This window comes from Streptomyces sp. NPDC046203 (assembly GCF_040646255.1).
GTDB lineage: Bacteria > Actinomycetota > Actinomycetes > Streptomycetales > Streptomycetaceae > Streptomyces.
Genome location: NZ_JBEYZX010000010.1, coordinates 47994 through 64746, shown reverse-complemented (window position 1 = coordinate 64746; position 16753 = coordinate 47994). Strand labels below are relative to the sequence as shown.

Below are 16753 nucleotides of genomic sequence, written 5' to 3'. Positions count from 1 at the left end.
TCCCTCCGGACGGAAGAGAAAGGCGAGACGGATGGCTGAGATCTGCGTCATCGGAGGCACCCGCTTCTTCGGGAAGCTCCTGGTGCGGCGGCTGCTCGACGAGGGTCACCGGGTCACCCTGGTCACCCGCGGCCGCACGGCCGACCCGTTCGGCCCGGCCGTGCGGCGGCTGACCGCCGACGTCGGCCGGCCGGGCGAGCTGGCCGCCGCGGTGGCCGGCGAGCGGTTCGACGCCGTGGTCCACCAGGCGTGCTACACGCCGGCCGCCGCGCTGGACGCCTGTACGGCCTTCGGCGACCGGGCGGGCCGGTTCGTGCTCACCAGCAGCATGGAGGTGTACAACGCCGACACCTTCCGCCACCGGATCCCGGCGCCGCCCATGAGCGCCTTCGCCCGCGAGGACGAACTCCGGCCGGAGGAGTACACGTACGACATCGAACTCCCGTGGCAGGACCCGGACTTCGTGGGCCGCAACTACGGCGAGGGTAAGCGGCAGGCCGAATCGGCCCTGGTGCGGAACGCGCAGGTGCCCGTCACCATCGCCCGGGTCGCCCATGTCCTGGCCGCCACCGACGACTTCACCGGGCGGCTGCGGTTCCACCTCGACCGGGCCCGCACGGGGGAGCCCGTCACGGCCCACGCCCGCCCGGGCCGTACGTCGCTGGTGCACGCCCCGGACGTCGCCGCGTTCCTCGCCCGCGCCGCGGCCGGCGAACTCCTGGGAGTGGGCGGCGTCTTCGGCGGCGTCGTGAACGTGACGTCCCCGGACCCGGTGGATGTCCACGATGTGTGCGCCGCCGTGGAGCGGGTCACCGGCAAGGCGACCACCGTGGTGGAGAAGGACGACCCGGCCGGTGACCCGGCGCTCTCGCCGTACTCTTGCCCGGCCGACTTCGGCATGGACGCGGGACGGGCGCTCGCGCTGGGCGTCGACCTGGCCCGGGTCGCCCGGTGGCTCCCGGAGATCGTCCGGATCGCCGCCGCCGAGGAGACCGTCTGATGCCCGCTCCGACCCCTGCGAAGGAGACCGCCTGATGTTCGACCTGATCGTCATCGTCCGCGTGCCCGACCCGGCCGACGCCGAGCCCGTGGCCGCCGCGCTCCGCCGGATGCGCCCGCTGTGCCTCGCCGAGGACGGCTGCGTCGCCTGGGAGGCGTACCACTCGGACGAGGACCCGCTCCGCTTCGTCCTCGTCGAACGCTGGGCGACCCGCGCCCACTGGGAGGCGCACGGCGAGGGAGCGGCCATCCAGGAGATCTACATCCCCGAGATCCTGCCGCGCGTCGAGCGCGAGGTCCACCCGAGCACACCCCTCCGCGACACCCCCGCCACCGGAGAGCCGCCACACTGAACCCCGGCCCCGCCCCAGATCGGCGAGGGTCCGGGACAACGACGAAGGCCCAGGTCATTGACCTGGGCCTTCATCCAAGAGCGGATGACGGGAATCGAACCCGCGCCATAAGCTTGGGAATCACCCGGTACCCGGGCTCCTATTTGGCCTCTGACCTGCGGTTTCGCTTGGGGCAGGTGAATGGCCCCGGTCGCCAGGGATCTGTATCCGACCGCTGTTGTCCGCTCCTGCAGGGCATGGATGGGGCCGACGCCGGGCAGCGAGGTCAGGAGAGGGTAGGCCTCCGGCAGAGTGGTGATCTGGGCTTCGAGGACTGGACGGCTGCGAGCGGACGGGGCCGCCGATGTCGTCGCCGACGCATCCACATCGATGACCTGGACCAGGTCGTCAACGTGGCCCAGCCTGCCGATTCCAAGGACCACTTTCGCCGCGGCGGGCGCACCGCGCGTGCCGAGGAGTCCGATCGCATGGTTACGTCGAGCCGGTGCCGGGGCGTGAGCCGGATGCTGTCGGACGCCGGAGCCCCGCAAGGGGCCGGCCGCGTACACGGCCCTCCCGACCGGCGGCACATGAAGCCGCCATGGGCGGGACACACAAAGGAGGCTCCCACTGCTTCGCGTCGAGCCGAGCGCCGAGGAATGCTGATGGCCGGCACGGCTGTCAAACCCGGCAGGAAGCCCAGTCGCGGTGCTCGTGTGTCGCCACTACGGGGTCCGGAGACAGCCCGGGCAACAGCAGAAGCCCCGGGCCACCGGCCTGAGGCTTCTGCGTGAAGTGCCCTACGTGCGTTCGTCTAGGACAGCATGTCTGTTTCTCCCGGACTCATAGGGAAGCGAAAGAGGTGGTTCGGTCCCGGCCTCTTGAGGGCCGGTACACCGTAGTTGACAAAGGCTTTTGCAATAGTGCGATGCTGGCCGGTGCATGTGTTGTTCCATGCCGTCGCGAAAAGGTGCATGACCTGGATAGCCGATTGCATACCCTTCACCGGCGACCGATTTCCCTTCTCGTTCATTTCTCCGCCGAGGAAGTAGTTGCGCAGCACCAGTCCCGGGTCGCGTCGCTGGAAATTCTCCCCGGTGCCCAGCTGTGCGTACCACTGGTCCGGGACCTCGGGAGATCCGCATGCCTGGGTCGCCAGGTAGTGAACGAGAGTGGTCGCACGTGCCGACGCGCGCGGGATCGGCTTTCCCCGCTTCACCGAGTGTCGGATTCCCGGGTGACGGTCCAGCACTACCTTGAGCTGGTCATCCGACACCGGATACCGGTTCTTCCACTTCTCGAGCGGATGATTTTCCCACATCCAGAGTAGGCGCAGAGCGGCGGACAGGTTGAAGGCGTCCTTCTCGCCGGCGGCTGCGAAGGTGTACGAGCTGTTGCGCATCTTCCCGCGGTCGACCACATTGAAAGTCTCGCCCTCGATGCCACGTGCCACGCTGTAGCGCAGCGTGATCCCCACGATCACCTGAGCGGCCAGCCTGTGCTGACCGTCGTACAGCATCCCCTGCTGGTCGCTCGCCAGCCCCTGATGGGTGGTTCTCCACTCTTTGCGGCGCATCGCGCCCACCCATTCCTCGACCTTGCGTTCGTCCAGGGCGCGTTGGTACCACGGGATTCGGAGCAGCAGCTCGCACGCATCCATCGCAGAGACGTCCTCGAACGACAAGGAGGGGGCACCGGACCAGAGACGGGGCGTGGGGCGCCAATTCATTTTGTAGAGCTTGCGCGTGAATTCCAAATACTGGGTGCCGGTCACCACCTCGGGCACGAAGAGGGGTTTCGTCGAACTTTCTCCTCGGATTTCCCAGTGGTCGCCGTGCCGACTCATCGAGAATCCCGGACACGAGCAGACGGTTTCCGCGAATCTGGCCATGCTGTACAGCGGTTCTGCGGGTTCTTCGTTCGAAATGCTTTGTGGGGTGGTCATTGTTTCCTTCTTTAGGGGTTTCGCAAGGCAGATGGTTACTCGTTTCGGCGTGAGGGGTCAAGCGAGTCGACGAGTCTGCGGCTGGGGGGATAAGGAAAGGGCGATTTAATGTAAAATGATTATCGAATGTCGATTAAATGTTCGATCTTCGGGTCGGTCTTGTCGATCCACTTGGTTGGTGGCTGACGTCATCACGGATAGAGGCCTGGCTCCGGTGCTGCCGGACCTGAGCGGCGCGCTCTTTCCATGCCGGACTTGACCGCAGATCGGCACGAGCGCCTCGGATGCCGGACGTTGCTTTGGGGAGAACTGGCGGGACGGCGCACGGAGAAGGACACGGGCACCCGGTGGGCGGCGTCCAGGTGCTGCCGAATCAGGACGGCTGCCGTCGCAAGATCGGTATTCGTCTCGGTACACAAGGGGCAGGCGTTCTCTGGCAGGATGCGCCGACTTGGATGGGTGTGACAGTGCAGCCACCGCAGGACGGACTTGTGGGCCTTCTCCAAGCGCTTGTGCACCTGTTCCATGCTGCTCTCGCTGTCCGGCAGGGCACAGCCGGCACGGCGCACCTTGCGATGAGCCGCGGGTGCAGGTCGTTGTTCACTTCGAGGGCGGGCAGTGCAGCGGAAGCCCCGACGGCAGCTGCCATGGTGGCGATGATGACTACAGCCACGTGGATTGATTCCCGGACTGTTGTGCGTGCAGCGGGCACTGGCGCGATGTCCACCAAGGACTCCACTGGCAGCATGGATCCGACGCGGCCCTCCGCACACCGTTCGCCGATCTCCGCCGACCTGGCACCCAGGCGGGGCAGCGCGGTCTCTGGATGGAGGTCCATCCTTGGGGACTCTGCGCGGAGCGCACCCGCGACCCGCGATGCACGCATACGTGCTGCTGCCCTCCTGGCGGAGCGGCGGGGCATGGTTCCCACGTATCGGTGGGCACGAAGGATGGCGTTTTCGGTCGCACGGAGGGCAAGGTCGAACATTCGAAGCGGCGAAGCACGCTATCCGGGCTGCCGGCTGTTTGCCTCGGCGCAGAGGTTGAGCTCCTCCACGGTCTGGAGGGTCACCCGGTGTCGCAAGACGGCTCCTCGGGCCAGGCGCCGCTTCAGTAGCCACCAGACCGGCGTGATCAGAGCAGTCACCCAAGTGATCAGATAGATCAGTGCATCCCACCCATGCACTGGCTGATTCATGGATTCGGGGCGTAAAACCCACAGGAAGTGCGTCGCAGCCCGTGCGACTGGCTCGATGCCGAGTGCCGAGGCCAGGTCGTGGACAACGACCACAGAGAGCTTGATCAGCCTCAGGCCGAGCCAATGGGCGAGGAGAGGCGGGTGCCGATTACCCGCCGGTTGACGCGGAGGCGCCAGGACTCGAGCCGTAATCGGGCTTGTGCGACACGTGGAGCTCACTGCTGGGGGTCGTGCCGTCTCGCCTGAATGGTCTCGGGTGTAGGAGGCCAACTGGGCTTTCTCTGCAACGAGTCGGGCCACTCTGGGCCGAAGCGAGCCAGGTGGTCGTTTCTGTTGGGGCGGCCGGAATTCTCAGAACGCCAGCTCTCGGAAGGTGGTGCGGACATCGGTCAGCGGCCGGCGGTCGCGGGTGTAGTAGAGCTTGTTGGTCAGCAGCACGGCCCACCGGTCCTGGGTGGGGGAGATCCACATGCCTGTGCCGGTGAAGCCGTAGTGGACCCAGACGTCCTGCTCGGCGGTGGTGCCGGGGGCCGGGTGCCAGAACAGGCCGCGCTCGGGCTGCAGGCCGCCGGTCTGCACGGTGAGGGAATGTGGGCGGTCCAGTCCACGCCGAAGCCAGCCGTGGCGGGGGCTGTGGCGTGGTCGAGCATGTAGCGCAGGAAGACGGCCAGGTCGTCGAGGATGGTGAAGACGCCGGCGATGCCGCACACCCCGCTGAGCAGCCGGGCTGAGAAGTCGCGGGCGATGCCCTTGAGGCGGGTGCCGGTGTTCTGGTCGAGTTCGGTGGGGGCGCACCTGGACGGCATATCGGCGGGCAGCGGGCCGAAGTGCGTGGAGTCCATGCCCAGGGGGCGCCAGGTCCTCTCCTCGGAGAGCTGGTCGATGGGTCGGCTGGAGAGGTATTCGGCGAGGTGGCCGAGGATGAGGGCGGCCCGGTCGGTGTACTCGACCGCTTCGCCGGGCGGCCGGTTGAGGGCTTCGTGCAGGACTCCGCGGCGGATGTCGGCGGGGGCGGTGCCGTAGAGGTTCTTCAACTGGGCCCGGAGAGGGAGGCCTGCGGTGTGGGTCAGAAGCTGTCGCGCGGTTACGACCGCGAGCGGGTGGCCGGCGGCCTCGTCCCAGAACCTGCCGAGCGGGGCGTCGAGGTCGAGGACACCGTCCTCCCGCAAGGCTCCGACGGGGCCCAGACGGCGAGGGTCGCCCGGTTCGTCGGGGTCCAGGACGCCGGTGGCGCCCGTCGCCCGGACTCCACCCGAGTCGCCGACGGCCCAAACCGCGCCCGGGAGTCCGCAGGCTTGGGCTTCGAGGGCATGGAACCGGGCTCTTGGGGCGGTGATCGACAGCTTGACGCCCTGGAGCGGGGCCAGGCTGCGGATCGGGGCCTCGACGGCCTTCTCCGCGGTCAGCCGGCCCGCGTACAGCAGCCGCAGGTGTCTCTTCGAGGTTCGGGCGGGCCGGGTGGGCGGACGGGCGAGGAGGCGGTCGGGGATGCCCCAGGGGGTGTGGGTGATCTTGCGTCGGTCGGTCCGCGGCGCGAGCTTGAGGAGACGGTCGACTTCGACCGGGCCGTCCCGGTGGCCAGCGTGGAAAGCGGGCCCGATGGCGCTTCCGCCGTGTTGTACCGCAGGCACAACCACTGCCTGGACGGACTGCTCATCCTCGCCGGCGTCACCAACGGAGCGGGGGGTGACGTCTTCGACCTGATCATTCCCTGACTCTCGCGTCAGGAGGGTGTCCCGCCTCAGGTTGTTTCGGGCGGGGCGCCGTTCCGTGTTGAGCGCTGACGGCCGCTGTCCCAGTCGTCCTCGTTCTGGAGTCGCCGGCCGCCTTCGGCGTGCCGGGTAAGGTCGCCGACTGTTTGCCGAGCGAATGCGGGAATCCATGGCGCAGCGTAAGGCAGGTCAGGTCACGTGAAGCCTGTCCCGTGCATCGGGGCGTCGGCCCGTCCTGTGCGGCGGGGGTGGTGCGCGGACACCTCTCCAGACAGGGCATTCCTGGGGGTTGGGGCACGCGGAAGGCGCGGTAGCCCCCAGGAGGTCTGGACAACGACGAAGGCCCAGGTCGCTGACCTGGGCCTTCGTTCAAGAGCGGATGACGGGAATCGAACCCGCGCTATAAGCTTGGGAAGCTCATGTTCTACCATTAAACTACATCCGCGCGTATGCCGCTCGAAGATCGAAGCCGCATCGTCGCACACTGTACCCCATCCCGCACGCCAGGCGAAGTTCGGATTCCCGGGGTGCCGGGTCGGGTGGGGTCCTCTTGATCCCCTAATGTGGCTGTCTCGTCCACCACTTGTCGGGGAAGGGACTTGATGGGTTCGATGGAACGCACCGTCGTCCGCTGTGCCGAAGGGCACGTGTTCAGTACTGCTTCGTTCCCGCTCCAGCGGCTCGGTGCCGGGCGGCTGGGGCCCGGGCGGCTGATCCGGTGTCCACAGTGTGCACGCTTGCGGCACGCCGTGCCGGTGGAGTTCGAGCAGCGCTGACGCGCGGCCGGAATGCGGCTGACGTGCGGCTGAGGTGACCGGGGTCTCCCGGGGAATCCGGGGCGTGGGGCCTTCCCGATTGGGGGAGCTCCGCGCCCTCTGCGTATCGTGGGAGGGTGCTTCTCTCAGACAAGGACATCCGGGCCGAGATCGACGCAGGCCGGGTGCGCATCGACCCGTACGACGAATCCATGGTGCAGCCCTCGAGCATCGATGTGCGGCTCGACCGCTTCTTCCGGGTGTTCGAGAACCACCGCTACCCGCACATCGACCCCGCCATCGAGCAGGCCGACCTCACCCGAGAGGTCGAGCCCGAGGGCGACGAGGCGTTCATCCTGCACCCGGGCGAGTTCGTGCTCGCCTCGACCTACGAGGTCATCACGCTGCCGGACGACATCGCCTCCCGCCTGGAGGGGAAGAGCTCGCTGGGGCGGCTCGGTCTGGTGACGCACTCGACCGCCGGGTTCATCGACCCCGGCTTCTCGGGGCACGTGACCCTGGAGCTGTCCAACCTCGCCACCCTGCCGATCAAGCTCTGGCCGGGGATGAAGATCGGGCAGCTGTGCATGTTCCGGCTCAGCTCGCCGGCCGAGCACCCCTACGGGAGCGAGCGTTACGGGTCCCGGTATCAGGGCCAGCGGGGGCCGACGGCCTCGCGCTCCTTCTTGAACTTCCATCGGACCCAGGTGTGAGGCAGCCGGCATGACTGAAGTACGCGAGAACCTGACGTACGAGGGCTTCGGCCTCGCCGTCCGTGAGCTGGCCCAGACGATCGCCGACGACGGCTACGAGCCCGACATCGTGCTGTCCATCGCCCGCGGCGGTGTCTTCGTCGCCGGCGGTCTGGCATATGCCCTGGACTGCAAGAACATCCACCTCGTGAACGTCGAGTTCTACACCGGCGTCGGCACCACGCTCGAGATGCCGGTCATGCTCGCGCCCGTCCCGAACGCGATCGACTTCTCCGACAAGAAGGTCCTGATCGCCGACGACGTCGCCGACACCGGCAAGACGCTCAAGCTCGTGCACGACTTCTGCAAGGACCACGTCGCCGAGGTCCGCTCCGCCGTCGTCTACGAGAAGTCGCACTCGCTCGTGAAGTGCGAGTACGTCTGGAAGAAGACCGACGACTGGATCAACTTCCCCTGGTCGGTCCAGCCGCCCGTCGTCAGCCGTGTGGGCCAGGTGCTCGACGCCTGATCACAGGCATTCGTGTCCGCAGCCGTACGGACGAGGAAGGGCCCTGCCGGAACGTTCCGGCAGGGCCCTTCCCCCTCTGTGAAGCGATCTGTGAAGCGATCTGTGAAGCGAGACGTACGCGCGCGTGGCGGGCGGACTCCTACAGCGTGCCCAGCTTGATCAGGCTCAGCAGCGCCACCAGCTGGATCGCCGAGGCGCCCAGCGCCTTGGGCCAGGGCAGGTCGTGCGAGCGGCTCACCATGACCGTGAACAGCGCGCCCGCCGCCAGCCAGGTCAGCCAGCCGAGGATCTGGACCACGGCGTTGTCGCCGCCCGCGAAGAGGGCGACGAGCAGCCGCGGGGCGTCCGTGAGGGACATGATCAGCATCGACAGGCCGACGGTCGGCTGCCACGAGCCGTCGCCGCCGAGCTGGCGGGCCAGGGTGTGGGTGACCATGCCGAGGACCAGTCCGCCGAGGACGAAGCCGACGCCGGTCAGCAGGATGTACGGGACGACCGTGGACAGCGTCGCGTTGATCGCGTCCTCGCGGGCCTGGTCGAAGCCGAAGACGGCGAGCAGGCCGTACAGGAACGTGACGATGAGCGCCGGGCCCCAGACCGGGTGGTCCCGCATCTGCAGGAACGTATCGGCGGGGCGCGTCACGATGCCGCTCAGCAGGGCCTTCCAGGGCAGCCGCGGGCCGACCGGGACGGGGGCGGGGCCGGGGCCCTCCTGGTACGGGGCGTCCTGCCCGTAGGGGTCCTCGTGGATGCTGAAGGCCTGGGTGTGGCCCGGGTTGTTCGCGGCGTACTGCTGCTGCGGGTGCGGCGCCTGCGGGGCGTACGGGTCGCCGAAGTACTCCGGCTCGCCGTGCGCGGCGGGACCGCCGCCCTGCTGCCGGCCGCGGCCCTGGCCCTGGCCCTGGTCGTAACCCTGGTCGTACCCCTGACCCTGGCCGTACTCCCGGCCGTAGCCCTGCCCCTGACCCTGACCCTGGCCGTAACCCTGGTCGTAGCCCGGACCCGGACCCTGACCCCGGTCGTAGCCCTGGCCCTGACCGTGTCCCTGCCCAGGCCGGCCCTGGCCCTGACCCTGCCGGCCCTGACTCCGACCCTGACCCTGGCCCTGCCCCTGCTGACCCCACTGCACCGGCTGCTGCTGGTGCTGCCGCGGGTACGACTGCGGGGGCGCCTGGTACCCGTACGGCGCCTGCTGAGGTTGCTGCGGTTGCTGCGGGGGGCCGCCCGGCCGGCCGCGTCCGTTCCTGAATCCAGCCACGTCCATGAACGTACCCCGTCCGGGCGTGACCTGGTCCTTCCGGGGCAGAGTGCCGCAGAGCTGTGACATCCCCTAGGGGATCTCCGGGGACCTCCGGGGGCTCTCCGGGAACCCCCGGAGACCTCGCGCGAAGACGCCCGTGAGCAGCAGAAAGGGCCGCCCCCGCGCTCTTCGCGCGAGGACGGCCCTCCCTTGTGCCCGCGTACGGCGTTACGCGGCCGGCTCCGGCTCCGGGGCGTCCGCCGGGGCGCCCTCGGCCGGGTCCGCCGGCGTCTTCACCGAGTCGAGGAGCAGCTGGGCCACGTCCACGACCTGGAGGCTCTCCTTGGCCTTGCCGTCGTTCTTCTTGCCGTTCACGGAGTCCGTGAGCATGACGAGGCAGAACGGGCAGGCGGTGGAGACGATGTCCGGGTTGAGGGACAGGGCCTCGTCGACGCGCTCGGTGTTGATGCGCTTGCCGATCCGCTCCTCCATCCACATCCGCGCGCCGCCGGCGCCGCAGCAGAAGCCGCGCTCCTTGTGGCGGTGCATCTCCTGCTGGCGCAGGCCCGGGACGGCCGACATGATCTCGCGCGGGGGCGTGTAGACCTTGTTGTGACGGCCCAGGTAGCACGGGTCGTGGTAGGTGATGAGGCCCTCGACCGGGGTCACCGGGACGAGCCGGCCCTCGTCGATGAGGTGCTGGAGCAGCTGGGTGTGGTGGATGACCTCGTAGTCGCCGCCGAGCTGCGGGTACTCGTTGGCGATCGTGTTGAAGCAGTGCGGGCAGGTCGAGACGATCTTCTTCGAAGCCTTCGGCTTCTTCGTCGACTCGTCCTCGTCGTCCTCGCCGAACGCCATGTTCAGCATCGCGACGTTCTCCTGGCCGAGCTGCTGGAACAGCGGCTCGTTGCCCAGCCGGCGCGGGGAGTCACCCGTGCACTTCTCGTCGCCGCCCATGATCGCGAACTTGACGCCCGCGATGTGCAGCAGCTCCGCGAAGGCCTTGGTGGTCTTCTTGGCGCGGTCCTCCAGGGCACCGGCGCAGCCGACCCAGTAGAGGTAGTCGACCTCGCTGAGGTCCTCGACGTCCTTGCCGACGATCGGGACCTCGAAGTCGACCTCCTTGGTCCACTCGACGCGCTGCTTCTTGGCGAGACCCCAGGGGTTGCCCTTCTTCTCCAGGTTCTTGAGCATCGTGCCCGCCTCGGACGGGAACGCGCTCTCGATCATCACCTGGTAGCGGCGCATGTCGACGATGTGGTCGATGTGCTCGATGTCGACCGGGCACTGCTCGACGCAGGCGCCGCAGGTGGTGCAGGACCACAGGACGTCCGGGTCGATGACGCCGTTCTCCTCGGCGGTGCCGATGAGCGGACGCTCGGCCTCGGCGAGCGCGGCGGCCGGCACGCCAGCCAGCTGCTCCTCGGTGGCCTTCTCCTCGCCCTCCATGGTCTTGCCGCCACCCGCGAGCAGGTAGGGCGCCTTGGCGTGGGCGTGGTCGCGCAGCGACATGATGAGGAGCTTCGGCGAGAGCGGCTTGCCGGTGTTCCAGGCCGGGCACTGCGACTGGCAGCGGCCGCACTCGGTGCAGGTGGAGAAGTCGAGGATGCCCTTCCAGGAGAACTGCTCGACCTGGGAGACGCCGTAGACGTCGTCCTCGCCCGGGTCCTCGAAGTCGATCGGCTTACCGGCCGACGTCATCGGCTGGAGCGCGCCGAGGGCGGTGGAGCCGTCCGCGTTGCGCTTGAACCAGATGTTCGGGAAGCCGAGGAAGCGGTGCCAGGCGACGCCCATGTTGGTGTTGAGCGAGACCGTGATCATCCAGGTGAAGGACGTGACGATCTTGAGGGCGGCGAAGAAGTACGTGAGGTTCTGGACCGTGCTCAGGTCGGCGCCGTCGATCAGCGCGATGAGCGGGTACGAGGCGAAGAAGCCCGGCTCCCAGCTGGTCACGTGGTGCTGGACACCCTCGAGGGCGCGCAGCGTCATGATGCAGACGCCGACGATGAGGATGACGGCCTCGACGAAGTAGGCCTGGCCCGTCTTGGAGCCCGCGAAGCGGGACTTGCGGCCGGCCTGGGTCGGCTTGCTGAGCTGGCGGATCACGATGAGCGTGACGATGCCGAGGACGGTCATCAGGCCGAGGAACTCGGTGAAGATCTCGTACGGCAGCCAGTCGCCGATGATCGGGATCAGCCAGTCGGCCTGGAAGAGCTGGCCGAAGGCGTTGACGATCGTGAGCAGAAGGGAGAAGAAGCCCACCGCCACGAACCAGTGCGCGACGCCGACGACGCCCCAGCGGTTCATCCGGGTGTGGCCGAGGAATTCCTTGACCAGCGTGATGGTGCGCTGCTTCGGGTCGCCGGTGCGCGTCCCCGCGGGCACCGGCTGACCCAGCCGCACGAAGCGGTAGATCTGCGCGATGGCGCGGCCGAACAGCGCGACGGCCACCACCGTGATGACGATCGACACGACGATCGCGGCGAGTTGCATGTGGGGCTCCTCGGGCGGGCCTCAGCTTCGGGCCTACTAAGCGGTAACTTATTGAGTCCGTGCCGAGGGTACCCGTTTGGGGCGCCGTACTGTAGCGGACCAAACGGTGATCTGTATCGCTCAGGCGACCCTTGCCCGGCGGCCGGAAGTGCGGCCCTCCGCGCGGGTCGTCGAGTGACGGCGACGGACTGCTGGAAGCGTACGCGCCAGGATGGCCAGATCCATGCCGAGCCAGTGATGGTCCACATAGTGGAGATCCAGGAGTTCGCGCTCCTCCCAGGGCAGCTCCGAGCGCCCGCTGATCTGCCAGAGGCCGGTCATTCCGGGGCGTACGGAGAGCCGCCGGCGCCCCTCGCCGCGTGACTCCCGGTGGCCGGGAGCCAGCGGGCACGGCCCGACGAGCGACATATGCCCGCGTACGACGTGCAGCAGGAGCGGCAGCGAGGCCAGCGGGCCCTTCGTGCGGAACGTCAGCAGGGTGAAGGGGACGTCGTCCCGGCCCGCGACCGGGCGGCGGCGCAGAACGCCGTTTCCCGGCGCTACGCGCGCGGTGCCGCGGATGTCCGCCTCTACGCGCGCGGTGCCGCGGATGTCCGCCTCTACGCGCGCGGTGCCGCGGATGTCCGCCTCTACGCGCGCGGTGCCGCGGGCGTCCGCCTCTACGCGCGCGTTCCCCTTTCCCGTACGCGGCTCCCCCGTACGCGGCCCTACGCGCGCGAGGCCCCGGGCATCCCGAGCGTCCCGGGCCTCCCGCATGTCCCGCGCGCCCCGCCCGGGCCCGGGCCAGGCATTCCGACTGTTCCGTGCGTCCTTGAGGGCGAGGGAGAGAGCGAGGGTGGCGGCGACCGGGGAAAGCAGGACGAGGAGGGCGAGTCCGACCGTGAGATCCAGCGCGCGCTTCGCCGTCATGCACCCACACCTTCCGGTTCCGGGCGAGAACATGGGATATGTCCGGACCCTCTCATGTCGTACCCGTTCCGTCCGGGAACGACGCGCGGATCTCCCTCGTTGAGCGGAGGGGAGGGGGAAGAGTTGAGCGGGTGAGGCTCAAGTCTGTTGACGCGAGAGCGGGAGTTGTGCATCCTTGAGTCAGCTTCACTCAAGTCGGTCAGCGTCAGCGGGCAGACAGCATTCGGATTCAGCTGGAGGAATCGAAATGGCACGTGCGGTCGGCATCGACCTGGGTACGACTAACTCCGTCGTCAGCGTTCTCGAAGGCGGCGAGCCCACCGTCATCACCAACGCCGAGGGCGCCAGGACCACGCCGTCCGTCGTCGCCTTCGCCAAGAACGGCGAGGTGCTCGTCGGCGAGGTCGCCAAGCGTCAGGCGGTCACCAACGTCGACCGGACCATCCGGTCCGTGAAGCGTCACATGGGCACCGACTGGAAGATCGAGCTGGACGGGAAGAACTTCAACCCGCAGCAGATGTCCGCCTTCGTCCTTCAGAAGCTGAAGCGCGACGCCGAGGCATACCTGGGCGAGAAGGTGACCGACGCGGTCATCACCGTCCCGGCGTACTTCAACGACTCCGAGCGTCAGGCGACGAAGGAGGCCGGCGAGATCGCGGGCCTGAACGTCCTGCGCATCGTCAACGAGCCGACCGCCGCCGCCCTGGCGTACGGCCTCGACAAGGACGACCAGACCATCCTCGTCTTCGACCTCGGTGGCGGCACCTTCGACGTGTCCCTCCTGGAGATCGGCGACGGCGTCGTCGAGGTGAAGGCCACCAACGGTGACAACCACCTCGGTGGTGACGACTGGGACCAGCGCGTCGTCGACTACCTGGTGAAGCAGTTCCAGTCGGGTCACGGCGTGGACCTGTCCAAGGACAAGATGGCCATCCAGCGTCTGCGCGAGGCCGCCGAGAAGGCGAAGATCGAGCTGTCCTCCTCCACGGAGACCTCGATCAACCTGCCCTACATCACGGCGTCCGCCGAGGGCCCGCTGCACCTGGACGAGAAGCTCACCCGCGCCCAGTTCCAGCAGCTCACCTCCGACCTGCTGGAGCGCTGCAAGACGCCGTTCCACAACGTCATCAAGGACGCGGGCATCGCGCTCTCCGAGATCGACCACGTCGTTCTCGTCGGTGGCTCCACCCGTATGCCGGCCGTCGCCGAGCTCGTCAAGGAGCTGACCGGCGGCAAGGAGGCCAACAAGGGTGTGAACCCGGACGAGGTCGTCGCCATCGGCGCCACCCTCCAGGCCGGTGTCCTCAAGGGCGAGGTCAAGGACGTCCTGCTGCTCGACGTCACCCCGCTGTCCCTCGGTATCGAGACCAAGGGCGGCATCATGACCAAGCTGATCGAGCGCAACACCACGATCCCGACCAAGCGCTCCGAGATCTTCACGACGGCCGAGGACAACCAGCCGTCCGTGCAGATCCAGGTCTACCAGGGCGAGCGCGAGATCGCGGCCTACAACAAGAAGCTCGGCATGTTCGAGCTGACCGGTCTGCCGCCGGCCCCGCGTGGCGTCCCGCAGATCGAGGTCGCCTTCGACATCGACGCCAACGGCATCATGCACGTGACCGCCAAGGACCTGGGCACGGGCAAGGAGCAGAAGATGACCGTCACCGGCGGCTCCTCGCTGCCGAAGGACGAGGTCGACCGGATGCGCCAGGAGGCCGAGCAGTACGCGGAGGAGGACCACCGCCGCCGCGAGGCCGCCGAGAGCCGCAACCAGGGCGAGCAGCTCGTCTACCAGACCGAGAAGTTCCTCAAGGACAACGAGGACAAGGTCCCGGGTGACGTGAAGTCCGAGGTCGAGGCCGCCGTCGCCGAGCTGAAGGAGAAGCTCAAGGGCGAGGACAGCGCCGAGATCCGTACGGCCACCGAGAAGGTCGCGGCCGTCTCCCAGAAGCTCGGCCAGGCCCTCTACGCCGACGCGCAGGGCGCCCAGGCCGCCGGTGGCGCCGAGGGTGCCCAGCAGGCCCAGGACGACGACGTCGTCGACGCCGAGATCGTCGACGACGAGAAGCCGAAGGGCGGCGCAGCCTGATGTCGGAGGAGAACGCGGGCTTCGAGGAGAAGCCCGACGTCCCCGCCGACGGCACGCCCGAGGAGACCGAGGCCGCCGACTCCGCCGCGAAGGCGGACGGGGCGGCCCCGGCCGGGGACACTGCGGACATCGGCCTGCTGGCCCAGCTGGACCAGGCCCGTACGGCGCTCTCCGAGCGCACCGCGGACCTCCAGCGGCTCCAGGCCGAGTACCAGAACTACCGGCGCCGGGTCGAGCGGGACCGGGTCACGGTCAAGGAGATCGCCGTCGCGAACCTCCTGTCCGAGCTCCTGCCCGTCCTCGACGACATCGGCCGGGCCCGCGAGCACGGCGAGCTGGTCGGCGGCTTCAAGTCGGTCGCCGAGTCGACGGAGAGCATCGTCGCCAAGATGGGTCTCCAGCAGTTCGGCAAGGAGGGCGAGCCCTTCGACCCGACCATCCACGAGGCCCTGATGCACAGCTACGCGCCGGACGTCACCGAGACGACCTGCGTGGCGATCCTGCAGCCGGGGTACCGGATCGGCGAGCGGACCATCCGGCCCGCCCGCGTGGCCGTCGCCGAGCCCCAGCCGGGCGCGGCTCCGGCCGGCAAGGACGAAGAGAAGAAGGCCGACGAGGAGAGCGGTGGCCCCGAGGCGGGCTGACGCGACGATCGTCCGAGAGGAGGGACGTCGATGAGCACGAAGGACTTCGTCGAGAAGGACTACTACAAGGTTCTCGGCGTCCCCAAGGACGCCACCGACGCCGAGATCAAGAAGGCGTACCGGAAGCTCGCCCGCGAGAACCATCCGGACGCCAACAAGGGCGACGCCGGCGCCGAGGCGCGCTTCAAGGAGATCTCCGAGGCCAACGACATCCTCGGCGACCCCAAGAAGCGCAAGGAGTACGACGACGCGCGCGCCCTGTTCGGGAACGGCGGCTTCCGGGCCGGCGGCCCGGGCGGCGGCGGCTCGTTCAACTTCGACCTGGGTGACCTCTTCGGGGGCACCCAGGGCGGGGCCGCCGGCGGGCCCGGCGGCTTCGGCGGCGGCATAGGGGACGTGTTCGGCGGTCTGTTCAACCGGGGCGCGGGCGGCGCGGGCACGCGCGTCCAGCCTCGGCGCGGCCAGGACATCGAGTCCGAGGTGACGCTCAGCTTCACCGAGGCGATGGAGGGCGCGACCGTACCGCTGCGGATGTCCAGCCAGCAGCCCTGCAAGGCGTGCTCCGGCACCGGCGACAAGAACGGCACCCCCCGGGTGTGCCCGACCTGTGTCGGCACCGGGCAGGTCTCGCGCGGCAGCGGCGGCGGCTTCTCGCTGACCGACCCGTGCGTGGACTGCAAGGGCCGCGGCCTGATCGCCGAGAACCCCTGCGAGGTCTGCAAGGGTTCCGGCCGGGCCAAGTCCTCGCGGACCATGCAGGTCCGGATCCCGGCGGGCGTGTTCGACGGGCAGAAGATCCGGCTGCGCGGCAAGGGAGCCCCGGGCGAGCGCGGCGGGCCGAACGGCGATCTGTACGTCGTCGTGCACGTCGACGCCCACCCGGTCTTCGGCCGCAAGGACGACAACCTCACCGTCACGGTGCCCGTCACGTTCGACGAGGCGGCGCTCGGCGGCGAGATCAGGGTGCCGACCCTGGGCGGCCCGGCGGTGACGCTGAAGCTTCCCGCCGGCACTCCCAACGGCCGCACCATGCGCGCCCGCGGCAAGGGTGCGGTCCGCAAGGACGGCACCCGCGGCGACCTGCTGATCACGGTCGAGGTCGTGGTGCCGAGGGAGCTGGCCGACAAGGCCCGCGAGGCCCTGGAGACATACCGCGAGGCCATGGTGGACATGGACCCCAGGGCAGAGCTGTTCCAGGCCGCGAAGGGAGCATGAG

The 16753-nt window shown here is 68.7% G+C and carries 12 protein-coding genes, 1 tRNA gene and 3 pseudogenes; 8 read left to right on the top strand and 8 right to left on the bottom strand.

The features are described from left to right. Positions 1-31 precede the first annotated feature (31 nt). Entirely contained in the window at positions 32-1000 is a 969-nt protein-coding gene (locus ABZ990_RS11340; protein WP_361228859.1) for an NAD-dependent epimerase/dehydratase family protein, read from the top strand. A 34-nt stretch (positions 1001-1034) separates the two neighbouring features. Beyond that, positions 1035-1352, top strand: coding sequence for an antibiotic biosynthesis monooxygenase (locus ABZ990_RS11335; protein ID WP_361228856.1), 318 nt, complete (start codon positions 1035-1037; stop codon positions 1350-1352). 793 nt (positions 1353-2145) lie between these two features. On the opposite strand, the gene ABZ990_RS11330 is transcribed toward ABZ990_RS11335, so the two are convergent. From ABZ990_RS11330 to ABZ990_RS11315, 4 genes and pseudogenes are all read right to left on the bottom strand, one after another. Next, positions 2146-3276: a hypothetical protein gene (locus ABZ990_RS11330; protein ID WP_361228853.1), complete on the bottom strand. Its 1131-nt coding sequence runs from the start codon at positions 3274-3276 to the stop codon at positions 2146-2148. Positions 3277-4282: 1006 nt separating this feature from the next. Then, positions 4283-4423 carry a hypothetical protein gene (locus ABZ990_RS11325; RefSeq protein ID WP_361228850.1) on the bottom strand — a complete coding sequence of 47 codons (141 nt, stop codon included), beginning with the start codon at positions 4421-4423 and terminating at the stop codon, positions 4283-4285. Positions 4424-4825: 402 nt separating this feature from the next. Further along, positions 4826-5757: pseudogene (locus tag ABZ990_RS11320) on the bottom strand (serine hydrolase domain-containing protein); the annotation flags it as partial. 4 nt (positions 5758-5761) lie between these two features. Further along, a pseudogene (locus ABZ990_RS11315) lies at positions 5762-6027 on the bottom strand (glycosyltransferase); the annotation flags it as partial. Here ABZ990_RS11315 and ABZ990_RS11310 point away from each other — a divergent pair. Then, positions 5977-6189: a hypothetical protein gene (locus tag ABZ990_RS11310; protein ID WP_361228847.1), complete on the top strand. Its 213-nt coding sequence runs from the start codon at positions 5977-5979 to the stop codon at positions 6187-6189. The pseudogene ABZ990_RS11315 and the gene ABZ990_RS11310 overlap by 51 nt on opposite strands. A gap of 371 nt (positions 6190-6560) precedes the next feature. Here the strand turns inward: ABZ990_RS11310 and ABZ990_RS11305 are convergent. Continuing rightward, positions 6561-6631, bottom strand: a tRNA-Gly gene (locus ABZ990_RS11305). 447 nt (positions 6632-7078) lie between these two features. Here ABZ990_RS11305 and dcd point away from each other — a divergent pair. Both dcd and ABZ990_RS11295 read left to right on the top strand, forming a co-directional pair. After that, positions 7079-7654 (top strand): dCTP deaminase, encoded by a 576-nt coding sequence (dcd, locus tag ABZ990_RS11300; RefSeq protein ID WP_361228844.1) that lies wholly within the window; start codon positions 7079-7081, stop codon positions 7652-7654. Between the two features lie 10 nt (positions 7655-7664). Continuing rightward, on the top strand, positions 7665-8162 hold the full coding sequence (locus ABZ990_RS11295; protein WP_361228841.1) for a phosphoribosyltransferase: 498 nt from the start codon (positions 7665-7667) through the stop codon (positions 8160-8162). A gap of 139 nt (positions 8163-8301) precedes the next feature. Here ABZ990_RS11295 and ABZ990_RS11290 read toward each other — a convergent pair whose 3' ends face one another. From ABZ990_RS11290 to ABZ990_RS11280, 3 genes and pseudogenes are all read right to left on the bottom strand, one after another. Next, positions 8302-9420, bottom strand: a complete 1119-nt coding sequence (locus ABZ990_RS11290) for a Yip1 family protein (protein WP_361228838.1) — start codon at positions 9418-9420, stop codon at positions 8302-8304. Between the two features lie 210 nt (positions 9421-9630). Continuing rightward, on the bottom strand, positions 9631-11895 hold the full coding sequence (locus tag ABZ990_RS11285; RefSeq protein WP_361228835.1) for a (Fe-S)-binding protein: 2265 nt from the start codon (positions 11893-11895) through the stop codon (positions 9631-9633). A gap of 120 nt (positions 11896-12015) precedes the next feature. Further along, positions 12016-12426, bottom strand: a pseudogene (locus ABZ990_RS11280) (sugar transferase); the annotation flags it as partial. A 625-nt stretch (positions 12427-13051) separates the two neighbouring features. Between ABZ990_RS11280 and dnaK the strand changes: the two are divergent. Genes dnaK through dnaJ form a run of 3 tightly spaced genes read left to right on the top strand, consistent with a single transcriptional unit; the run spans position 13052 to position 16752 of the window. Then, complete coding sequence (dnaK, locus tag ABZ990_RS11275) at positions 13052-14893, top strand: molecular chaperone DnaK (protein WP_361228832.1); 1842 nt, start codon at positions 13052-13054, stop codon at positions 14891-14893. Continuing rightward, positions 14893-15537 (top strand): nucleotide exchange factor GrpE, encoded by a 645-nt coding sequence (gene grpE, locus ABZ990_RS11270; protein WP_361228829.1) that lies wholly within the window; start codon positions 14893-14895, stop codon positions 15535-15537. Before dnaK ends, grpE begins: the two co-directional genes overlap by 1 nt. Positions 15538-15567: 30 nt before the next feature. Next, positions 15568-16752 carry a molecular chaperone DnaJ gene (dnaJ, locus tag ABZ990_RS11265; RefSeq protein ID WP_361228826.1) on the top strand — a complete coding sequence of 395 codons (1185 nt, stop codon included), beginning with the start codon at positions 15568-15570 and terminating at the stop codon, positions 16750-16752. Position 16753 lies beyond the last annotated feature (1 nt).

Coding starts and splice junctions, on each gene's coding strand:
- ABZ990_RS11340 (WP_361228859.1), top strand. CDS start 32: ATGGCTGAGATCTGCGTCATCGGAGGCACCCGCTTCTTCGGGAAGCTC.
- ABZ990_RS11335 (WP_361228856.1), top strand. CDS start 1,035: ATGTTCGACCTGATCGTCATCGTCCGCGTGCCCGACCCGGCCGACGCC.
- ABZ990_RS11330 (WP_361228853.1), bottom strand. CDS start 3,276: ATGACCACCCCACAAAGCATTTCGAACGAAGAACCCGCAGAACCGCTG.
- ABZ990_RS11295 (WP_361228841.1), top strand. CDS start 7,665: ATGACTGAAGTACGCGAGAACCTGACGTACGAGGGCTTCGGCCTCGCC.
- ABZ990_RS11285 (WP_361228835.1), bottom strand. CDS start 11,895: ATGCAACTCGCCGCGATCGTCGTGTCGATCGTCATCACGGTGGTGGCC.
- dnaK (WP_361228832.1), top strand. CDS start 13,052: ATGGCACGTGCGGTCGGCATCGACCTGGGTACGACTAACTCCGTCGTC.
- grpE (WP_361228829.1), top strand. CDS start 14,893: ATGTCGGAGGAGAACGCGGGCTTCGAGGAGAAGCCCGACGTCCCCGCC.
- dnaJ (WP_361228826.1), top strand. CDS start 15,568: ATGAGCACGAAGGACTTCGTCGAGAAGGACTACTACAAGGTTCTCGGC.